The sequence below is a fragment of the Duganella sp. CF458 genome, assembly GCF_900113115.1.
Lineage (GTDB): Bacteria > Pseudomonadota > Gammaproteobacteria > Burkholderiales > Burkholderiaceae_D > Rugamonas.
Window position 1 is genome coordinate 82,448 of sequence record NZ_FOOF01000014.1, and the last position, 18,005, is coordinate 100,452.

Annotated in this window: 14 protein-coding genes; 7 read left to right on the forward strand and 7 right to left on the reverse strand. The window is 62.0% G+C overall.

Going from position 1 to position 18,005, the window contains the following annotated elements; all coding sequences use genetic code 11:
• The first annotated feature begins 3 nt into the window (after window positions 1-3).
• A complete protein-coding gene (glp, locus tag BM269_RS21105) occupies window positions 4-1,893 on the forward strand; it encodes a molybdopterin molybdotransferase MoeA (protein WP_090441618.1) in 1,890 nt (629 codons plus the stop codon).
• A gap of 24 nt (window positions 1,894-1,917) precedes the next feature.
• Here glp and BM269_RS21110 read toward each other — a convergent pair whose 3' ends face one another.
• The 5 genes from BM269_RS21110 to BM269_RS21130 form a co-directional block, all read right to left on the reverse strand.
• On the reverse strand, window positions 1,918-2,973 hold the full coding sequence (locus BM269_RS21110; protein WP_139232817.1) for a hypothetical protein: 1,056 nt from the start codon (window positions 2,971-2,973) through the stop codon (window positions 1,918-1,920).
• Between the two features lie 14 nt (window positions 2,974-2,987).
• Window positions 2,988-3,740, reverse strand: coding sequence for a hypothetical protein (locus BM269_RS21115; RefSeq protein WP_139232818.1), 753 nt, complete (start codon window positions 3,738-3,740; stop codon window positions 2,988-2,990).
• A gap of 200 nt (window positions 3,741-3,940) precedes the next feature.
• Window positions 3,941-4,279, reverse strand: coding sequence for a hypothetical protein (locus BM269_RS21120; protein ID WP_090441625.1), 339 nt, complete (start codon window positions 4,277-4,279; stop codon window positions 3,941-3,943).
• A complete protein-coding gene (locus tag BM269_RS21125; protein ID WP_090441628.1) occupies window positions 4,280-5,530 on the reverse strand; it encodes a DNA recombination protein RmuC in 1,251 nt (416 codons plus the stop codon).
• Window positions 5,530-5,922 carry a group II truncated hemoglobin gene (locus BM269_RS21130; RefSeq protein ID WP_170860447.1) on the reverse strand — a complete coding sequence of 131 codons (393 nt, stop codon included), beginning with the start codon at window positions 5,920-5,922 and terminating at the stop codon, window positions 5,530-5,532. The genes BM269_RS21125 and BM269_RS21130 overlap by 1 nt, the downstream gene beginning before the upstream one ends.
• A 91-nt stretch (window positions 5,923-6,013) precedes the next feature.
• On the opposite strand from BM269_RS21130, the gene BM269_RS21135 reads away from it, so the two are divergent.
• Window positions 6,014-7,243, forward strand: coding sequence for a sensor histidine kinase (locus BM269_RS21135; RefSeq protein ID WP_090441960.1), 1,230 nt, complete (start codon window positions 6,014-6,016; stop codon window positions 7,241-7,243).
• Between the two features lie 3 nt (window positions 7,244-7,246).
• Window positions 7,247-8,242, forward strand: a complete 996-nt coding sequence (locus BM269_RS21140; RefSeq protein ID WP_090441634.1) for a response regulator — start codon at window positions 7,247-7,249, stop codon at window positions 8,240-8,242.
• A gap of 5 nt (window positions 8,243-8,247) precedes the next feature.
• Here the strand turns inward: BM269_RS21140 and BM269_RS21145 are convergent, their stop codons facing one another.
• Together BM269_RS21145 and BM269_RS21150 are read right to left on the reverse strand one after the other, a co-directional pair.
• On the reverse strand, window positions 8,248-10,773 hold the full coding sequence (locus tag BM269_RS21145; protein WP_090441637.1) for an ABC transporter permease: 2,526 nt from the start codon (window positions 10,771-10,773) through the stop codon (window positions 8,248-8,250).
• A 16-nt stretch (window positions 10,774-10,789) separates the two neighbouring features.
• On the reverse strand, window positions 10,790-11,803 hold the full coding sequence (locus BM269_RS21150; protein ID WP_090441640.1) for an adenosine deaminase: 1,014 nt from the start codon (window positions 11,801-11,803) through the stop codon (window positions 10,790-10,792).
• Between the two features lie 328 nt (window positions 11,804-12,131).
• Between BM269_RS21150 and BM269_RS21155 the strand changes: the two genes are divergently transcribed.
• The 4 genes from BM269_RS21155 to BM269_RS21170 all read left to right on the forward strand — a co-directional run bounded on the left by BM269_RS21155 (window position 12,132) and on the right by BM269_RS21170 (window position 17,936).
• Complete coding sequence (locus BM269_RS21155; protein ID WP_057260456.1) at window positions 12,132-14,054, forward strand: PrkA family serine protein kinase; 1,923 nt, start codon at window positions 12,132-12,134, stop codon at window positions 14,052-14,054.
• 49 nt (window positions 14,055-14,103) lie between these two features.
• Window positions 14,104-15,372, forward strand: a complete 1,269-nt coding sequence (locus BM269_RS21160) for a YeaH/YhbH family protein (protein WP_090441643.1) — start codon at window positions 14,104-14,106, stop codon at window positions 15,370-15,372.
• A 5-nt stretch (window positions 15,373-15,377) separates the two neighbouring features.
• Window positions 15,378-16,907: a SpoVR family protein gene (locus BM269_RS21165; protein WP_090441964.1), complete on the forward strand. Its 1,530-nt coding sequence runs from the start codon at window positions 15,378-15,380 to the stop codon at window positions 16,905-16,907.
• A 366-nt stretch (window positions 16,908-17,273) separates the two neighbouring features.
• On the forward strand, window positions 17,274-17,936 hold the full coding sequence (locus BM269_RS21170) for an energy transducer TonB (protein ID WP_090441646.1): 663 nt from the start codon (window positions 17,274-17,276) through the stop codon (window positions 17,934-17,936).
• Window positions 17,937-18,005: the final 69 nt, after the last annotated feature.

Genomic DNA, 18,005 nt, shown 5'->3' on the forward strand with positions numbered 1-18,005 from the left:
GCGATGGAACAGAACATCAGTGCATTGATCCTGGCAGGCGGCCGCGGCACCCGCATGGGCCGCGTAGACAAAGGCTTGCAGCCATTTCGCGGCGGCACGCTGGCTTCGCATGTGCTGCAGCGGCTTGCGCCGCAGGTGGCCAGCGTCACCATCAACGCCAACCGCAACATCGGCGCATATAGCGCGCTCGGTGTGGCGGTGCTGCCCGATGAACTGGAAGGCTACGAAGGCCCGTTGGCCGGACTGCAAACCGGGCTGCGTCATTGCGCCACTGACCTGCTGCTAACCGCACCCTGCGACTCTCCCTTCCTGCCGCCCGATCTGGCGCAGCGCCTGTACGATGCGCTGAACGCCCAAGGCGCCGACCTCGCCGTGGCGGCCACGCTGGAAACCGGCGAAGACGGCAAGGCCCGCACGCAACTGCATCCCGTATTCTGCCTGGTGCGCAAGAGCGCCCTGCCCGTGCTGGACGACTACCTGCAAACCGGTTCGCGCAAGATGGATGGCTGGTACAAGTCGGTCAAGGTGGCCGAAGTGCTGTTCAACGACGCGGCCGCCTTCCGCAACATCAATACGCTGAGCGAGTTGCAGAACGAGGAAGATGCCGCCGCCAATCCTTCGCTGAAAGATGTGGCGAGCTGCCTGTCCGGCTACGATCCGGACGCGCTGCCGGTGCGTCATGCGCAGCGCATCATCCGCGACTTCATCCAGCCGGTGCGCGGCATAGAAAAAGTCGCCCTGCGCAGCGCCCTGGACCGCGTGCTGGCGGCCGATGTGATTTCGCCGATCAACGTTCCCGCGCATGACAATTCCGCCATGGACGGTTTTGCCTTTGCGGGCGCCCAGCTCAAGGCCGAGGGCAATACCACGCTGAAGGTGATCGGCACCGTCTACGCCGGCCGCCCCTCCGCATTGAAACCGGGTCCTGGTGAATCCGTACGCATCATGACCGGCGGCGTCATGCCCGATGGCTGCGACACCGTGCTGCCGCAGGAGCTGGCCGCAGACCTGAGCGAGGTCGCCGTGACGATCGCGCCGAATTCCGTGCGCACCGGCGACAACCGCCGCTTCAAGGGCGAGGACCTGGCCGCCGGCACGCCCGCCCTGCGGCAAGGCAAGGTGTTGCGTCCGGCCGACCTGGGCCTGCTCGCCTCGCTCGGCCTGGCCGAAGTGCCGGTACAACGCCGCCTGCGGGTAGCCTTCTTCTCCACCGGCGACGAGTTGCGCTCGATCGGCGAGCCGCTGGCCGAAGGCTGCGTCTACGACAGCAACCGCTACACCCTGTTCGGCATGCTGCAGCGGCTTGGCTGCGATATCGTCGACATGGGCATCGTGAAGGATGACGCGGCATCGCTCGAAGAAGCCTTGCGTACAGCCTGCGAGTGCGCCGACGCCGTGATCACGTCCGGCGGCGTCTCAGTCGGTGCGGCGGATTACACCAGGCAGGTCATGGCCACGCTGGGCGACGTGCACTTCTGGAAGATCGGCATGCGCCCCGGCCGCCCGATGGCGTTCGGCCGCATCCGCTCCAACGGCCACAGCGCCTACCTGTTTGGCTTGCCGGGCAACCCGGTGGCCGTGATGGTTACCTTTTACTTCTTCGCCCGCCATGCGCTGTTGCGCATGATGGGCGCCGACGCGCCCGGCGACCAGTTGCTGCGGGCCCGGTCCGCCCAGGCTATCCGCAAGAAGCCCGGCCGCACCGAATACCAGCGCGGCATCCTGTCCACCTCAATGGATGGCACCTGCGAAGTCCGCATCACCGGCTCGCAAGGCTCCGGCATCCTGCGCTCGATGTCGGAAGCGAACTGCATGGTGGTGCTTCATGACGAACAAGGCAATGTCGCCGAGGGCGACCCGGTTGAGGTCATCGTCTTCGAAGGGCTCACCTAATCTTGCTCGCGGCGGTTCCAGGGTTCATCCTTTCGCGCACATGATGTTGAGATAGGTCACGGCATACAGTACCCGCTCGCGCATGCCCGCCGCGTCAGGCAGCACGAGATGGACATTCCATTCAGCCACGCTGTACTTGGCGGGATCGAACCTGGTGGCGTTGGCGGTAAGGATGTCCGGGCTCCAGCCGCTGATGTAAGCCAGCCCCTGGTCCTGGAATGCGCCGGCATAGCTGCCATGCATGAACACGCCGTCGTTGTCGATCTTGACCTGGACGCGGCGCCAGTCGATGGGCTGCTGCCAGCGGTATACCGCCTCGAAAGTGACCGTATCCGAGGCCCAGAAGTCGTGATTGTAATGCAGCACGGTGCGTGCAGCGGAACTGGCAAGGGTGGAACACCGCTGCGTCGTTTTGAAGCTGACCCGGTCGCCCTCATTCTTCCAGTTATTGCCCGTCGAGCCGAGCGACGGCGCTTGCGGCCATGTGCTGCGGAAGGGCGTGCCTTGCGCCGTCACCGCCTCAAGAAACGCCTGGGCGTTCTCCACGGTTTCATATTCGCCGCCCCACTCGAACGGATGGCGTTGCCGGGCAAGATTCAACTGCGGCCCCGGCTGCCGGCTGGCCATTTGGCTCCGCAGCGCCGCCTGGCTCACTGCGTTCGACTTCCCGATCCGCGCGGCGGCATCGGCTTCCACCGCCTGCCACAGGTCGGTACCCGATCGCGCCACCAGCGCGGGCGCCACGTCCCCCGGGCCGGCACAGTACAACTGCTTATCCTTGAAGTAGCAATTCACCCGCTTGCCATTGCCCTCTGGCTGCGTCCCCGCGCCGGGGTCGACCTGGTACAGCACAATCTGTTCGGCGCCCTGGCTGGCGAGCAGCAACAGGCGTTTCTTGGGCGTCTCCCAGGCGAACTGCAGTTGCACGGGGCCCGGCCTGCTGGCATTGGCATCGGCGGCGGCAGCGAATTGCTTCCAGCCTTCCTGCTCGGTATCGAAGTTCAGCGTGGCGCAGGACGCCAGCAGCTGGCAGATGGCGCCGGCAACGGACAGCTTGAAGAGTGGCTTTACTGTATTCATGGAGGCGCTCTCGATCATTGGGCACTGGCGCGGGCGCACGCCTTGGTTTCCTGGCGTGCAGGGCAGCGCATGACTGCCGCGCAGGAACCGATCCGGGCGCCAAAGAAGTCGGCCGGTTTATCGCATTGCAGCGGGTCGAGCACGCCGGGATGGCCATTGCAGATCTTGCTGCGGTCAAGCGCCGCGTAATCCTTCTCCGCCCGGGCTTGCAGCATGATGATGGGCGTGAAATCGAGCTTTTGCGTATAGGCCGGGTAATCAAGCGTGCACTTTTCGGGCTGGGCCGGCATCTTCCTGCGCGCATCTTCGCGTGCTGTTACCAGCCGCTGCGCCTCTTGGGCGGAAAGCTGCAAGCGCTGCGCCTCCGCCGCGGCCAGCTTTTCCCGCCGCGTTTTCTCCGCCAGGGCAGCGGCTTCCTTCCGCTTGCGCTCGGCCTCCGCGTTCTGGCGCTCACGTTCGCGCTCGCGTGCCGCCTGGGCCGCCTTGGCTTGCCGCTCGCGCTGCAGGCGCGCCTCTTCGGCAGCGAGTTCCCGCTTCAGTTTGTCGGCAGCCGCCTGTTCCTGCGGCGACGCGGCCTTGCAGTAGCCCAGCGCGACGCATTTCACCTGGGTGACACAGTAGAGGTCTTCGATGTCATTGATCTGCATGCCGTTCGTATTCACTCTCAGGTGCGACCGGATATCGATGCTGCGCTTCTCTGCCTTGGCTTTGGCCCCCGTGCAAGGGAACCAGAAGCTTAGCTGGGCGTGGGCCAGGGAAGGCAGCATGCCCATGCATACCAACAGCACCAACGCGCGTAGCAGACGTCGAATGCAATCAGGTTTCGGATAATTCATTGGAGGATAGGGGCGTTTGTTAAAATCGCAGTTACACAATCTTACAATTACGCGAAGCGGTAAGCAAACTTAAGCGCTTACCAGGCCACTTCCCTGCCGCTTCTTTGCAACAACGGCCACCGCCGAGTCTTCTAATAGCGGTAGCAATGGGCCTGTTGCGGCTCGCTGCGCACCAGCGCGGTGGTCCAGGCGGGGTTGGTCGCCTGCTGGCATTTGACCAGGACTTCCGACCAGGCTTTCAGATTCGCTTCAGAGGCGTCCTTCTTCCACGCTTCATCCACGGCGCGGGCAAAGGGCGTTTGGCGGCGCGGGGCACTGAGCGGGCGGCCAAAGCTGTCGCGTGGCGGACTGACATCAAGCGCCGGGCGCACGCCAGGCTGGGCGGAGGGCAATTCAAGTTCGCCGCCCCACGCGCTGGCCAAGGCCGGCAGCAGCAATGCCAGCGTGAGGTGGGCGGCTGATTTCATCATTCAGGCGGGACTGTCGCCGTCGGCGTCAGCGCCATCGGCCGCCCCCAGCATGAGCAAGGCCTCGTCGGATGGCAGCGCTTCGACGGACTTGAGCTTGCGCGCCATCTGGCGGCTGCGGACCTCAGCGTTTTCAATATTGCGGGCGGCGCGTTCCAGCGTGGTCTTGGTGGCGGCCAGGACGTCGCCGAATTTGGCGAACTCGGTCTTCACGGCGCCCAGCACTTGCCATACTTCGGACGAGCGCTTTTCCAGCGCCAGCGTGCGGAAGCCCATTTGCAGGCTGTTCAACAGTGCGGTCAATGTCGAAGGACCGGCGATGCTGACCCGGTTCACGCGCTGCAGTTCGTCGGCCAGGCCGGGCCGGCGCATCACTTCCGCGTACAAGCCCTCGGTTGGCAGGAACAGGATCGCGAAGTCGGTCGTCAGCGGCGGCGCGAGGTATTTCTCCGCGATCGTCCTGGCCTCGCCGCGCACGGCGCGTTCCAGTTCCCGCCCGGCTGCGGCCACGGCGTCGGCGTCGGCACGGTCGGCGGCTTCCAGCAGGCGTTCGTATTGCTCTTTCGGGAATTTGGCGTCGATCGGCATCCACACCGGCGCCCCGCCCTCTTTCTGGCCCGGCAGTTTCAGCGCAAATTCCACGCGCGCATTGCTACCCGGGATGGTCTCGACGTTCTTGGCGTATTGGTCCGGCGTGAGGATTTGCTCGAGCAGCATTTCCAGCTGCACCTCGCCCCAGGTGCCGCGGGTCTTCACATTGGTCAGCACGCGCTTCAAATCGCCGACACCCAGCGCCAGTTGCTGCATTTCGCCCAGCCCCTGGTGCACGCGCTCCAGGCGTTCGGACACCTGGCGGAACGATTCCGTCAGGCGCGTTTCCAGCGTTTCGTGCAGCTTTTCATCGACCGTCTTGCGCATTTCCTCCAGCCGCGCGCCGTTGTCGGACTGCAGCTCGCGCATCTTGGTTTCCAGCGCCACGCGCACTTCCAGCAGGCGGCGCGTGTTCGATTCGGTCAACACTTCGATCTGGCGGCGCATGGTTTCGAGCTGCTGCACGGTGGCCGCATGCGACTGCGCGAGCATATTTCCCATCTCCTGGCGCTGCGCCTGCGCGGTGGCCTGCAATTGCAGGCGCACTTCGCGTTCGACACGGTCAAGTTGATCGGCCACGTCGCCGCCGCGGCTGCGCAGCAGCGAAACAATTTGCAGGACGATGATGACGGCGGCCAGCGCCAGCAGGATGGTCAACTCCATCAATCGGCCTTGTTCCGCATCCAGTCGGCGGTCTGGTAGAACGATTCCATCAGCCTGAGGCGCAGGTCTTCTGCGATGCCGACATCCTGCATCGCCCATGCCATGCAGCGCAGCCATTGGTCGCGCTCAGTCGAACCGACCGCGAAAGGCAGGTGGCGCGCCCGCAGGCGCGGGTGGCCGAAGCGTTCAATAAACAGGTCCGGACCGCCCATCCAGCCGCTCAGGAACCAGAACAGCTTGTCGCGCGAGCCGTCGGTGCTCGGCGGGTGCATGGCGCGGATGCCGGCGAATTCCGGCTCCAGCTCCATCAGGTCGTAAAAACGGTCAACCATCTGGCGCAGCTTGCTTTCGCCGCCGATGACTTCGTAAAGGGTGCGTGCTTCATCATTCATAAGGCAATGATAGCGCATGGACGTATTGATGTGGATCAAGCATAGTGCTGATTCTGCGCAAAATGCGCCCACAAACCGCCATGATTGCCAGATGATCCGACGCCTCATCCGAACCCGCCTGCGCGCCCGCAGTGTCGAGGAAATCGCCGACCTGCGCCTGGCCGCCTTAAGCTGGCTCGGAATCACCTGCTTTCCCCTGTATTACGCCATTTTCGGCTGGCTGGTGCCGCAACCTTACGAAAGCCTGGCGGCGCGCGCGATCGGCACCGCGCTCGGTATTGGCGGCCTGCTGGCACGCCGGCTGTCGCCGCGCCTGCGCAACCGCTACACCCTGCTGCTGGTGACCTATGAGCTGCCGTTCTTCTGCACCTTCATGTTCCTGATGAACCACGCCAACGTCACCTGGGCCCAGGTGATGCTCGTGATGCTGGTGGCACTGTTCCATTTCGAACCCCGCCTGGCGTTGCGCGCGGGCGCGATCGGCATCAGTGCGGCCACGCTGCTGGCGATCGCACTCGGCGCCGGCGGCGTCCTGTTCTCTGCTTCGGTGTTGCAACTGCTGCCCGTGCAATTGTTCCTGGTCGGCTGGATGTGGGTGTTTTCGCAAAGCCGCAAGGCGCTGGAAGAAGAAAAGCTGGACGGCCTGGGCGACGGCCTGGGCGCCGTGGCGCACGAAATGCGCACCCCGCTGGCCAGCCTGGATGCCAATGTGCGCGGCCTGTCGCGCATTCAGCAGCGCGCCGGACAGGACAATCCCGCGGTGCGCCAGGCACTGGGCCGCATGCAATACGAGGTGCGCCACATGAACCATATGATCGACCTGTTCCTGCTCAGCGCGCAGGCGGTGCGGCAGAAGCTCGATCCGCACGAAACCGTGTCCATGCTCGATACGGTCGAATCGGCGCTGCGCCGCTATCCTTTCACCGGAGAGGCCCAGCGCCAGCTCGTTGCGCTGCAAGTGCGCAGCGACTTCCGCTTCGGCGGCCAGAACGAGCTGGCCATCATGCTGCTGTTGAATCTCCTGCGCAATGCGATGCAGGCGGTGCAGCGCGCCGGCAAGGGACGGGTCAGGATCGTGATCGACGGCTGCCGGCCGGTGCCGCGCGTCCTGGTGATCGATACCGGCTGCGGTATTTCGCCGCAACACCTGCCAATGATTTTCCAGCGCTTCTTCACTTATCCAGAGCATAATGGCGCCGGTATCGGCCTGGCTTTGTGCCGCCAGGTGATGCAAGCGTGGCAAGCGAAACTACATTGTGTCTCCCGCGAGCACGCATATGCTATCTTTGTGCTTGAATTCCCCTTAAAAGCAAGCCGTTGAACCATGAAACTGCCCGTTTACGCCCACCCAACCATGACCGTCCTGGTGGACGACAGCGATACCTTCCTGCATAGCCTGGTATTCCAGCTCGATCCCATGCAGGCCAGCGTGTGCTTCCATGACCCCCTGCAGGCACTGGAATGGTTCAAGACCAATGCCCAGAGCAGCGAATTGCCGCTGCAGGTGGATTTCGACAATCCGAACCAGTCGGCCGAGCAGCGCAATGTGGCGGTGGACCTGGAGCAGATCTACCGGATTTCCGGCCAGCGCCAGCGTTTTTCCATTCCCTCAGTGCTGGTGGTCGATTACTCGATGCCGCAAATGAACGGCGTGGCGTTCTGCCAGGCGATCCAGCATCTGCCCTGCAAGAAGATCCTGTTCACCGGCCAGGCCGATGAAAAGATCGCGGTGGATGCGTTCAACCGCGGCCTGATCGACCGCTATATCAAGAAAAGCGCGGACGACGCCCTTGACCGGCTGGAAGAGGAAGTGGCGGCGCTGCAGAAGGCGTTCTTCCAGGAACAGTCGGAAACCCTGCTCGATATGCTGGTACTGCACGAGTTCAGCTTCCTGCGCTGCGGTGCGCTGGCCAAGGTCGTGCAGCAGTTATACCAGGAACACGGCTTCGTCGAGCACTACCCTTTCCCTAGCCCGAGCGGCATCCTGTTCTTCAAGGCCGACGGCTCGGCGCAACTGATGGTGGTGGAAACCCAGCGCGGTTACGAGTCGCAGGTGGAAATGGCGCGCGACAGCGGCGCCCCGCAATCGCTGGTGGAAGCGCTGGAAGAAAAGCGCATGCTGCCTTTCTTCCCGCCGGACGGCATGTATTCGGATGAAGTGGGCCAGCACTGGCACCGCTACTGCAAGGCGCCGCAGGTGTGCAAGGGGCTGGAAACCTATTACTGGGCCCTGTTCGAGGTCGACCCGGCCCTGCTCGATATCCAGCCTACCCCTTACGCGGAATTCCTGCGCCAGCATACGCCGCCGCTGGCCGCGTAATCCCCTCAAGCCTCCCGCAGCGTTTGCAGCGGGGGGTGGTTCAGCACATTGCGCAGGCCGAGCCAACCGCCGATCACGGCGCACAGCGCGCCCGCCAGCAAGCCTGCCAGCCAGACCCAGGGGCTGAAGCTCCAGGCGAACTTGAACTGGTAGGTTGCCAATCCCCATCCCATCAGGCCGGCTCCGGTGGCGGCCAGCAGGCCGCCCAGGCCGCCGACCAGCATGAACTCGATCAACTGCGCCCGAGCGAGCTGGCGGCGGGTGGCGCCAAGGGCGCGCAGCAGGCCCGCTTCGCGGCGCCGCTCGTCCTGGGAGCCCATCAAGGCCGCGTACAGCACCAGCACGCCGGACGCCAACGTGAAGGCAAACAGGAATTCCACTGCCTGGATCACCTGGTCCAGCACCGCTTGCACCTGGCGCAGAATGCCGCCCACGTCGATGATGGTCAGGTTGGGAAATTCGCGCGATACAGCATTGCCGGCAAGCAGGGCGTGTTTCGGCAGGTGGTAGGAGGTGATCCAGGTTTGCGGCGTATCGGCCATTACCGCCGGATTGATGATGACGAAGAAATTCACCCGCATCGAGCCCCATTCAAGCTTGCGCAGGCTGGTAATCTTCGCCTCCACCGGCGAACCGGCGATATCGAAGCGCATGCTGTCGCCCAGCTTCAGGCCCAGCGTCTTGGCAATGCCCTCCTCAACCGAGGCTACGCCCGCGGCGCCGTCCATCGCCCATGAGCCGGCAGTGACCTGGTTCTGCGCCGGCAGCGCGGTCATCGTCGACAGGTTGAATTCGCGTTCGGCCAGGCCTTTCGCGCGCTCGTCGGTATAGGTTTCGCTGGTGATGGCCTTGTCGTTCACCGCCACCAGGCGGCCGCGGATCATCGGGAACATCGGGATTTCCTTCACGCCGGCTTCTTTCAGGCGGGCGGCGATGGCATCCTTCTGGTCCGGCTGGATGTTGATGACGAAGCGGTTCGGCGCATCCGGCGGCATGGTATTGCGCCAGGCCGCCATCAGGTCGCCGCGCACCACGGTCAGCAGCAGCAAGGCCATCAGGCCGAGCGACAGCGACACCACCTGCACCACGGTGGCACCGGGCCGGCGCCGCAGCGAGGTCACCGCGAAACGCCATGACTGGTGCGGGAAGGCGTTGCGCAGTGGCCGTAATGCCTGCAGGCCAAGCCAGCCGATCAGGGCAAACACCGCGAAGCCAAGCAGGAAGCCGCCACCGGTCACGCCCGCCAGCTTGACGTCATTCGATTGCCACAGCAGCAGCGCGCCGAAAGCGGCGATGCCAAGGCCGTAGGTCGCCAGCGCGGCCGGCTTGGGCGCCGCGGCCTCGCGGCGGATGACGCGGTTATGCGCCACGTTGCGCAGCTGCAGGATCGGCGGCAGCGCAAAGCCGGCCAGCAGGACCATGCCGGTGGCCAGTCCCTGCAGCGCCGGCAGGATGGTCGGCGCCGGGATATCGGCGGCCACCAGGCTGCCAAGCAGTTGCAGCAGCACGTAGTGGGCGCCAAAGCCGGCCAGCACGCCGAGCAGGCTGCCGGCCAGGCCGACCAGCAGGAATTCGACCAGGTAAATCGCCGTCACCTGGTTTTGCGTCAGCCCCAGGCAGCGCAGCATGGCGCAGGAATCCAGGTGGCGCTGCATGAAGCGGCGCGCGGCCATCGCCACCGCCACTGCTGCCAGCATGGCCGACAGCAGGCCGACCAGCGACAGGAAGCGGTCGGCACGGTCGAGGGTGGCGCTCATTTCCGGGCGCCCTTCTTCCAGCGACTCGATGCGCACGCCGCGCACATTGTCCTTCTTGATCAAGGCTTTCAGCCAGTCGCCGTATTCCTGGGTCGGCTTGGCGCTGGCGCCGGGACCTGCCACCAGCAAGCGATAGCCAACGCGCGAGCCTTCCTGGACCAAGTTGGTGGCCGGCATGTCGCCTAGTGCGAGGAAGACGCGCGGCGCAAAGTTGATGAAACCGCCGCCCCGGTCCGGCTCCGCCGCAATCAGCTGCATCACGCGGAACTGCTTGTCGCCCAGTTGCAGCGTACCGCCTACGGCCACGTCCAGCGCAGTGGCCAGCGCCGGGTCGATCCACACCGTGCCCGGCTGCGGTGCCGCAGGCGCCGGCTGGCCGATGCTGTCATTGGCTTGTGCGAGATCGGTGTTGACCTTGACACGGCCGCGCAGCGGATAGCCCGGGCTGACCGCTTTCAGCGTCACCAGCACCGAGCGGGCGGCATCGCCCTGCCCTGCCTGCGCCATGCTGGGAAAGGCCAGCGTGTCGGCCACCAGCAAGCCGCGCTGCTGCGCTTCCGCGCGCCAGGCGGCAGGCACCGGGTTGTCGGCCACCACCACCAGATCGGCGCCCAGCAACTGGTGCGCATCGCGATTCAGCCCGCTGCGCAGGCGATCGATGAAGAAACCGGCGGCCGACAGCGCCGCCACTGCCACCACCAGCGCTACCAGCAGGAAGCGCAACTGCCCGGCGCGCCAGTCGCGCGCCGTCATCCTCAGGGCTTGTCGAAACATTGATTGTCAGACCACGTTAAACCACGTTAAAGGCGGAGAAATAGGTATCCACTTCATCCAGGAATTTCTGCTTGTCGTCCGCAGGCAGGAAGGCCGCCTCGAAACTGTTGCGCGCCAGCTGGTGCGCATGGGCCAAGCCCAGCGGCAGCGCATCGAACAGGGCGACCAGGTTGTCGTTCATATAGCCGCCGAAGTAAGCCGGGTCGTCCGAATTCACCATCGCCACCAGGCCCGCATCGAGCAGTGCCGGCAGGTTATGGTCTTGCATCTGGTCGAACACGCGCAGCTTGGTGTTGGACAGCGGGCAAACGGTCAGCGGCATGCGCAGCGCAGCCAGGCGCCGCGTCAGTGCCGGATCTTCCAGGCAGCGCACGCCGTGGTCGATGCGCTCCACCTTGAGCAGGTCGACCGCGGTTTCGATATAGGCCGGCGGGCCCTCTTCGCCGGCATGCGCCACCAGGTGCAGGCCCAGTTCGCGCGCACGTGCGAACACGCGGGCAAATTTTTCCGGCGGGTGGCCGACTTCGGACGAATCGAGGCCGACGCCGATGAATTGAGCGCGGTAAGGCAGCGCCGCTTCCAGCGTGGCAAGCGCGTCTTCCTCGCTCAGGTGGCGCAGGAAGCACAGGATCAACTGCGCGCTGATCGGGCCATCCGCGCAAGCGCGATGGATACCATGAATTACATCGGCCATCGGCACGCCGCGCGCGGTGTGGGTCTGCGGGTCGAAAAAGATCTCGGCGTGGCGCACATGGTCGGCCTTGGCGCGCTGCAGGTAGGCCATGGTCATGTCGTAAAAATCCTGCTCTGTCAGCAGCACGCTGGCGCCGGCGTAGTAGATGTCGAGGAAGGATTGCAGGTTGGTGAAGGCGTACGCGGCGCGCAGCGCTTCCACGCTCGGGTAAGCCAGCTTGACGCCATTGCGTTCGGCCAGCGCGAAAATCAGTTCCGGCTCCAGCGAGCCTTCGATATGGATATGCAGTTCGGCTTTCGGCATGTTTTGCACGATGGAGCGCATTTGGGTGGTCATGGTTGTTCTCTCTCGCTTGGGACGTTTCGAGCATCATACTTCACATGTGCTGCAGAGTCGGGCCAGCCGTGCTACTGTGGTGCCAACGCGCGAGGGGATGAGCACCGGCTTTACTTCTACATCCATTAGAGCAATAATAAATTTCATCAACGTAAGATGCGTTTCGAGCCCGGCAACCATCCCCCCGCCGGCTAATAATGATCCAGCTCTGAGCCTCGGGCAATCCCTGGCACCTCAAGCAAGCTGGCAAAGCATTGAGCAGGCCTGCAGCCCATAGCTTCGACTGCCGACCATGTGACGAGTAGATTTTTCATTAAAGGACATTCACATGACCATTTTTGACAACTACGCAGCACGCTACGAGCGCACCAAGGAAGAGGAGATGTCGCTCTCCGAGTATCTCGCGCTTTGCAAGAAGGACCGCCTGACCTATGCTTCGGCGGCGGAACGCATGCTGGCTGCGATTGGCGAACCGACCCTGGTTGATACGCGCAACGATACGCGCCTGTCCCGCATCTTCGCCAACAAGGTCATCAAGATTTATCCGGCTTTCCGCGAGTTCTACGGCATGGAAGACGTCATCGAACAGGTGGTCGCCTATTTCCGCCATGCCGCGCAAGGGCTGGAAGAGCGCAAGCAGATCCTCTACCTGCTGGGCCCGGTCGGTGGCGGCAAGTCCTCGATTGCGGAAAAGCTCAAGCAATTGATGGAGGAAGTGCCGTTCTACTGCCTGAAAGGCTCGCCGGTGAATGAGTCGCCACTCGGCCTGTTCAGCGAAGCCGAGGACGGCACCATCCTGGAAGAAGATTACGGCATCCCGCGCCGCTACCTGCGCAATATCCCGTCGCCGTGGGCGGTCAAGCGCCTGCATGAATTCAATGGCGATATCAACCAGTTCCGCGTGGTCAAGCGCTATCCTTCGGTGCTGAAGCAGACCGCCATTTCCAAGACCGAGCCGGGCGACGAGAATAACCAGGACATTTCCTCCCTGGTCGGCAAGGTCGATATCCGCAAGCTGGAAGACTATGCCCAGGACGATCCGGACGCCTACAGCTATTCCGGCGGCCTGTGCCTGGCCAACCAGGGCTTGATGGAATTCGTCGAGATGTTCAAGGCGCCGATCAAGGTGCTGCACCCGCTGCTGACCGCCACCCAGGAAGGCAACTACAAGGGCACCGAAGGCTTCGGCGCCATCCCCTTCGAAGGCATCATCCTGGCGCACTCGAACGAATCGGAATGGAAGAGCTTCAAGAACAACCGCAACAACGAGGCATTCCTCGACCGTATCTATATAGTGAAGGTGCCGTACTGCCTGCGCGTCACCGACGAAATCAAGATTTACGAGAAGCTGCTGCACAATTCCTCGCTCGACAAGGCGCCGTGCGCCCCCGGCACGCTGCGCATGATGTCGCAGTTTGCCATCCTGTCGCGCCTGAAAGAGCCGGAAAACTCGAGTATTTTCAGCAAGATGCTGGTGTACGACGGTGAAAACCTGAAGGATACCGACCCGAAAGCCAAGTCCATCCACGAATACGTCGACTATGCCGGGGTCGACGAGGGCATGAGCGGGCTGTCGACCCGGTTCGCCTTCAAGATCCTGTCCAAGGTGTTCAACTTCGACTCGACCGAGGTGGCGGCCAATCCGGTGCACCTGCTGTATGTGCTGGAACAGCAGGTCGAACGCGAACAGTTCCCGCCGGAGACCGAGCAAAAATACTTCTCCTATATAAAAGAGCACCTGGCCCAGCGCTATGTCGAATTCATCGGCAAGGAAATCCAGACTGCCTACCTAGAGAGCTACTCCGAATACGGCCAGAACATCTTCGACCGCTACGTGACCTTTGCCGACTTCTGGATCCAGGACCAGGAATACCGCGACCCGGATACCGGCGAAAGCTTCGACCGCGAATCGCTGAACAACGAACTGGAAAAAATCGAGAAGCCGGCCGGCATCTCGAATCCGAAAGACTTCCGTAATGAGATCGTCAACTTCGGGTTGCGCGCGCGCGCCAATAACGGCGGCAAGAACCCGGCCTGGACCAGTTACGAGAAATTCCGCACCGTGATCGAGAAGAAAATGTTCTCCAATACCGAAGAACTGCTGCCGGTGATCTCCTTCAACGCCAAGGCCAGCGCCGAGGACGCCAACAAGCACGCCGACTTCGTGGCGCGCATGGTGGAAAAGGGCTACACGGCCAAGCAGGTCCGGCTGCTGTGCGAATGGTATCTGCGCGTGAGGAAGTCGTCCTGATAGAGAAGTGGGATAATCAGGGCGCGCCAATCAAGCAGGCAGGAGGCACATGACTTACCTCATCGACCGTCGTTTGCAGGGCAAGAACAAGTCCGCGGTCAACCGCGAACGGTTTTTGCGGCGTTACAAAGGCCAGATCAAGGATGCCGTCGGGCGCGCCATCAAGGGGCGCTCGATCACCGACATCGAGAATGGCGAAAAAGTATCGATTCCCGTCAAGGACGTGAACGAGCCCTCGTTCGGCCACGCCCACGGCGGGGTCTGGGAAGTGGTCAATCCCGGCAACGAGGAATACCAGAAAGGCGACCAGATCAACCGTCCCAAGGGCGGCGGGGGCAGCGGCCGCGGCCGTGCAGGCAATAGCGACCAGACCAGCGAGGATGATTTCATCTTCGAACTGTCGCGCGAAGAATTCATGAACTACTTCTTCGAAGACCTGGAACTGCCGCACATGATCAAGACCCAGCTCACGGCGACCACCGAATTCAAGCCGCAACGGGCCGGTTACACGGTGTCGGGCACGCCGTCCAATATCCACGTGCTGCGCTCGCTGCGCGGCGCCCTGGGCCGCCGCATCGCGGTCGGCGGCAGTTCCCGCAAGCGCCTGATCGAGGCCGAGCGCGAACTGGAGGAACTGCTGGTGGCCGGCGCCCCGCTCGACGACCCGCAAGTGATCGAGCTGAAGAAACTGATCCACCACCTGCACACCCGGCTGCTGGCGATTCCATACATCGATCCTTTCGACCTGCGCTATTCCAACCGCATCAAGGTGCCGAAGCCGATGACCCAGGCCGTGATGTTCTGCATCATGGACGTGTCGGGTTCGATGGACGAGCAGCGCAAGGATACCGCCAAGCGCTTCTTCATCCTGCTTTACCTGTTCCTCAAACGCGTGTACGACAAGATCGAAGTGGTGTTCATCCGCCACCATACGGCCGCCTCGGAAGTGGACGAGAACGAATTCTTCCACTCGCGCGAATCGGGCGGCACCGTGGTGTCTTCCGCGCTGCACCTGCTGAACAAGATCATCGACGAGCGCTTTGGCAGCGGCAGCTGGAATGCCTATGTGGCGCAAGCGTCCGACGGCGACAACTGGGACAACGATTCCGTGCTGTGCCGGCAACTGCTGGTCAACACCATCATGCCCAAGGTGCAGTACTACACGTATGTCGAAATCACCGACGGCCCGCCACAGAACCTGTGGGAGCAATACGCCCAGATCCCTGAATACCACCAGCACTTCGCCATGCAGAAGATAGTCACGCCGGCCGATATCTATCCGGTGTTCCGCGAACTGTTCAAGAAGCAACCAAAATGAACCAGATGACCAAGCGCCCACCCCATCCCCGGGCCCTGCCGGAGCAATCCGAATGGACGTTTGAATTGATCGAGCAAGCGCACGAGGAAATCCGCCGCGTGGCCCACAACTTCGGGCTGGATACCTATCCCAACCAGCTGGAGATCATTACTGCCGAGCAAATGATGGATGCCTACACCTCCGTGGGCATGCCGGTATCGTATGCGCACTGGTCGTTCGGCAAGCATTTCCTCGCCACCGAGAAAGGCTACAAGCGCGGGCAGATGGGGTTGGCTTATGAGATCGTCATCAACTCCAACCCCTGCATCGCCTATTTAATGGAGGAGAACAGCCTGACCATGCAGGCGCTGGTGATTGCGCACGCGGCCTATGGCCACAATTCTTTCTTCAAGGGCAACTACCTGTTCAAGACCTGGACCGATGCCGACGCCATCATCGATTACATGGTGTTCGCCAAGAATTACATCACCGAGTGCGAACAGCGGCATGGCATCGATGCCATCGAATTGCTGCTCGATTCCTGCCACGCGATCCAGCACTATGGCGTCGACCGCTACAAGCGGCCGGCCAAGCTGTCGCTGGCGCAGGAAGCGATGAAGCAGAAAGAGCGCGAAGCCTACCTGCAATCGCAGATCAACGAATTGTGGCGCACCGTGCCGCGGCGCGAGGAAGAAGCGGTCGACAAGCCGGCGCCGCGCTTCCCGCCCGAGCCGGAAGAAAACCTGCTGTACTTTATAGAGAAGTACGCGCCGCTGCTGGAACCGTGGCAGCGCGAGATCGTGCGCATCGTGCGCAAGATCAGCCAGTATTTCTACCCGCAGCGCCAGACCCAGGTGATGAACGAGGGCTGGGCCACCTTCTGGCATTACACCATCCTCAACCAGTTGTACGACGAGGGCGTGATCAGCGATGGCTTCATGATGGAATTCCTGAAGAGCCATACCAATGTGGTGTACCAGCCGCCGGTGCATAGCCCCTATTACAACGGGATCAATCCCTATGCGCTGGGCTTCGCGATGATGTCAGACATCCGACGAATCTGCGAGAACCCCACGCAGGAAGACCGCGAATGGTTCCCCGATATCGCCGGCAGCGACTGGAAGAAGACGCTCGACTTCGCGATGCGCAATTTCAAGGACGAAAGTTTCATTGCCCAATACCTGTCGCCGCGCCTGATCCGCGAGTTCCACTTCTTTGCGGTATTAGATGACGACAAGAACGACAAGCTGGCGGTTTCGGCCATCCACGACGAGCTGGGCTACCGCTATGTGCGGCAAATGCTGGCCGACCAGTACAACCTGGGCAACCGCGAGCCCAATATACAGGTGTGGTCGGTCAATACCCGCGACGACCGCGCCCTGACACTGCGCCACACGCAGTACAACCGCCGCCCCCTCAACCAACAGGCCAATGAAGTCCTGAAGCACGTGGCCCGCCTCTGGGGATTCGACGTTCACCTGGATACGGTCGCGCCGGATGGCCAGGTGATCAGCACCATCGAGTGCAAGCGCGAGAAGCGCAACCGGGTGATCTGAGCGCCGCTTTTGACAGAGTTACGTCGAAGCAACAGACTTCACCAAATTTCCTTAGCCTGGCCGACGCTGTTGGCAAGCAATCTTTTGTCTTAAAGAAAAAGTGATGAAGATCAATCGCAGGGGCGAAAGATTGGTCAATTTTCTCTTGCTTTTTCTGCCAGACCACTTTGCAGTCGTCCGGTAACAGCCTGCCAATATGGGGCTAAGGGCATGAAATTTAAACGGTTTTCGGGACAAAATTCTATGCAAAAATCCAAAATTCGTATGTATAATTCGCCGACGTCCCGGATGCGGCTGTAGCTTTGTGTCGCCATTTTGGGGGTTTAAAAGGTAGCAACACAAGAGTTGGTATTGGAGAAAGCAGGCATGAATTTCAGTGATAACGAGAAAATTGCCGGGAAGAAGAACTATACGGGCATCGCGTTCGTCGTAGTCCTGCACCTTGTAGCTGGTTACGGCATCGTATCCGGCCTGGGCAAGAAAATGATTAGCAAGATGATCGAACCGGTGGAGACCAAGATCATCGAGGAGGTAGCCCCGCCTCCGCCAAAAGAACTGCCGCCACCGCCACCTCCACCAGAGATGAAGGCACCACCACCGCCATTCATTCCTCCGGTTGAAGTGAACGTGCAGCAACCGCCGCCAGCGCAGAACGTGATCGCTAACGCGACCAACGTGAAGCCAGCCACCACCGATATTCGCCCAGCCCCTCCAGCGGCACCAGCACCTGCAGCCCCTCCGGCAACTGGTGTACGTACCCCGGCTGTGGTCGACTTTGGTACCTGCGCCAAGCCAGAATGGCCAAAATCGTCGCTGCGTAACGAAGAAACCGGTACCGTGACCCTGTCGTTCCTGATCAGTGCGGACGGCCGTGTCGGCGATTCGAAAGTAGTGAAATCTAGTGGTTTCCGTGATTTGGACAAGGCGGCCGTGGTCGGTATCGCCAAGTGCAAATTCAAGCCAGCCACCGTGGATGGCCATCCACAAGAAACCTGGCAACAGATGCAATACGTCTGGACGCTGGAATAAACCTGAGGCAGAACACCGTCTCGCAACTAAGTAAGTCCGTTGTCGTTTAAGCCAGCGAACTGATTATTT

Excerpts from the sequence above, each read along its gene's own strand:
- BM269_RS21150 (WP_090441640.1), bottom strand. The coding sequence starts at position 11,803 with ATGACCACCCAAATGCGCTCCATCGTGCAAAACATGCCGAAAGCCGAA.
- BM269_RS21170 (WP_090441646.1), top strand. The coding sequence starts at position 17,274 with ATGAATTTCAGTGATAACGAGAAAATTGCCGGGAAGAAGAACTATACG.
- BM269_RS21125 (WP_090441628.1), bottom strand. The coding sequence starts at position 5,530 with ATGGAGTTGACCATCCTGCTGGCGCTGGCCGCCGTCATCATCGTCCTG.
- glp (WP_090441618.1), top strand. The coding sequence starts at position 4 with ATGGAACAGAACATCAGTGCATTGATCCTGGCAGGCGGCCGCGGCACC.
- BM269_RS21140 (WP_090441634.1), top strand. The coding sequence starts at position 7,247 with ATGAAACTGCCCGTTTACGCCCACCCAACCATGACCGTCCTGGTGGAC.
- BM269_RS21130 (WP_170860447.1), bottom strand. The coding sequence starts at position 5,922 with ATGAATGATGAAGCACGCACCCTTTACGAAGTCATCGGCGGCGAAAGC.
- BM269_RS21160 (WP_090441643.1), top strand. The coding sequence starts at position 14,104 with ATGACTTACCTCATCGACCGTCGTTTGCAGGGCAAGAACAAGTCCGCG.
- BM269_RS21155 (WP_057260456.1), top strand. The coding sequence starts at position 12,132 with ATGACCATTTTTGACAACTACGCAGCACGCTACGAGCGCACCAAGGAA.
- BM269_RS21145 (WP_090441637.1), bottom strand. The coding sequence starts at position 10,773 with ATGTTTCGACAAGCCCTGAGGATGACGGCGCGCGACTGGCGCGCCGGG.
- BM269_RS21110 (WP_139232817.1), bottom strand. The coding sequence starts at position 2,973 with ATGAATACAGTAAAGCCACTCTTCAAGCTGTCCGTTGCCGGCGCCATC.
- BM269_RS21165 (WP_090441964.1), top strand. The coding sequence starts at position 15,378 with ATGACCAAGCGCCCACCCCATCCCCGGGCCCTGCCGGAGCAATCCGAA.
- BM269_RS21135 (WP_090441960.1), top strand. The coding sequence starts at position 6,014 with ATGATCCGACGCCTCATCCGAACCCGCCTGCGCGCCCGCAGTGTCGAG.
- BM269_RS21115 (WP_139232818.1), bottom strand. The coding sequence starts at position 3,740 with ATGCTGCCTTCCCTGGCCCACGCCCAGCTAAGCTTCTGGTTCCCTTGC.
- BM269_RS21120 (WP_090441625.1), bottom strand. The coding sequence starts at position 4,279 with ATGATGAAATCAGCCGCCCACCTCACGCTGGCATTGCTGCTGCCGGCC.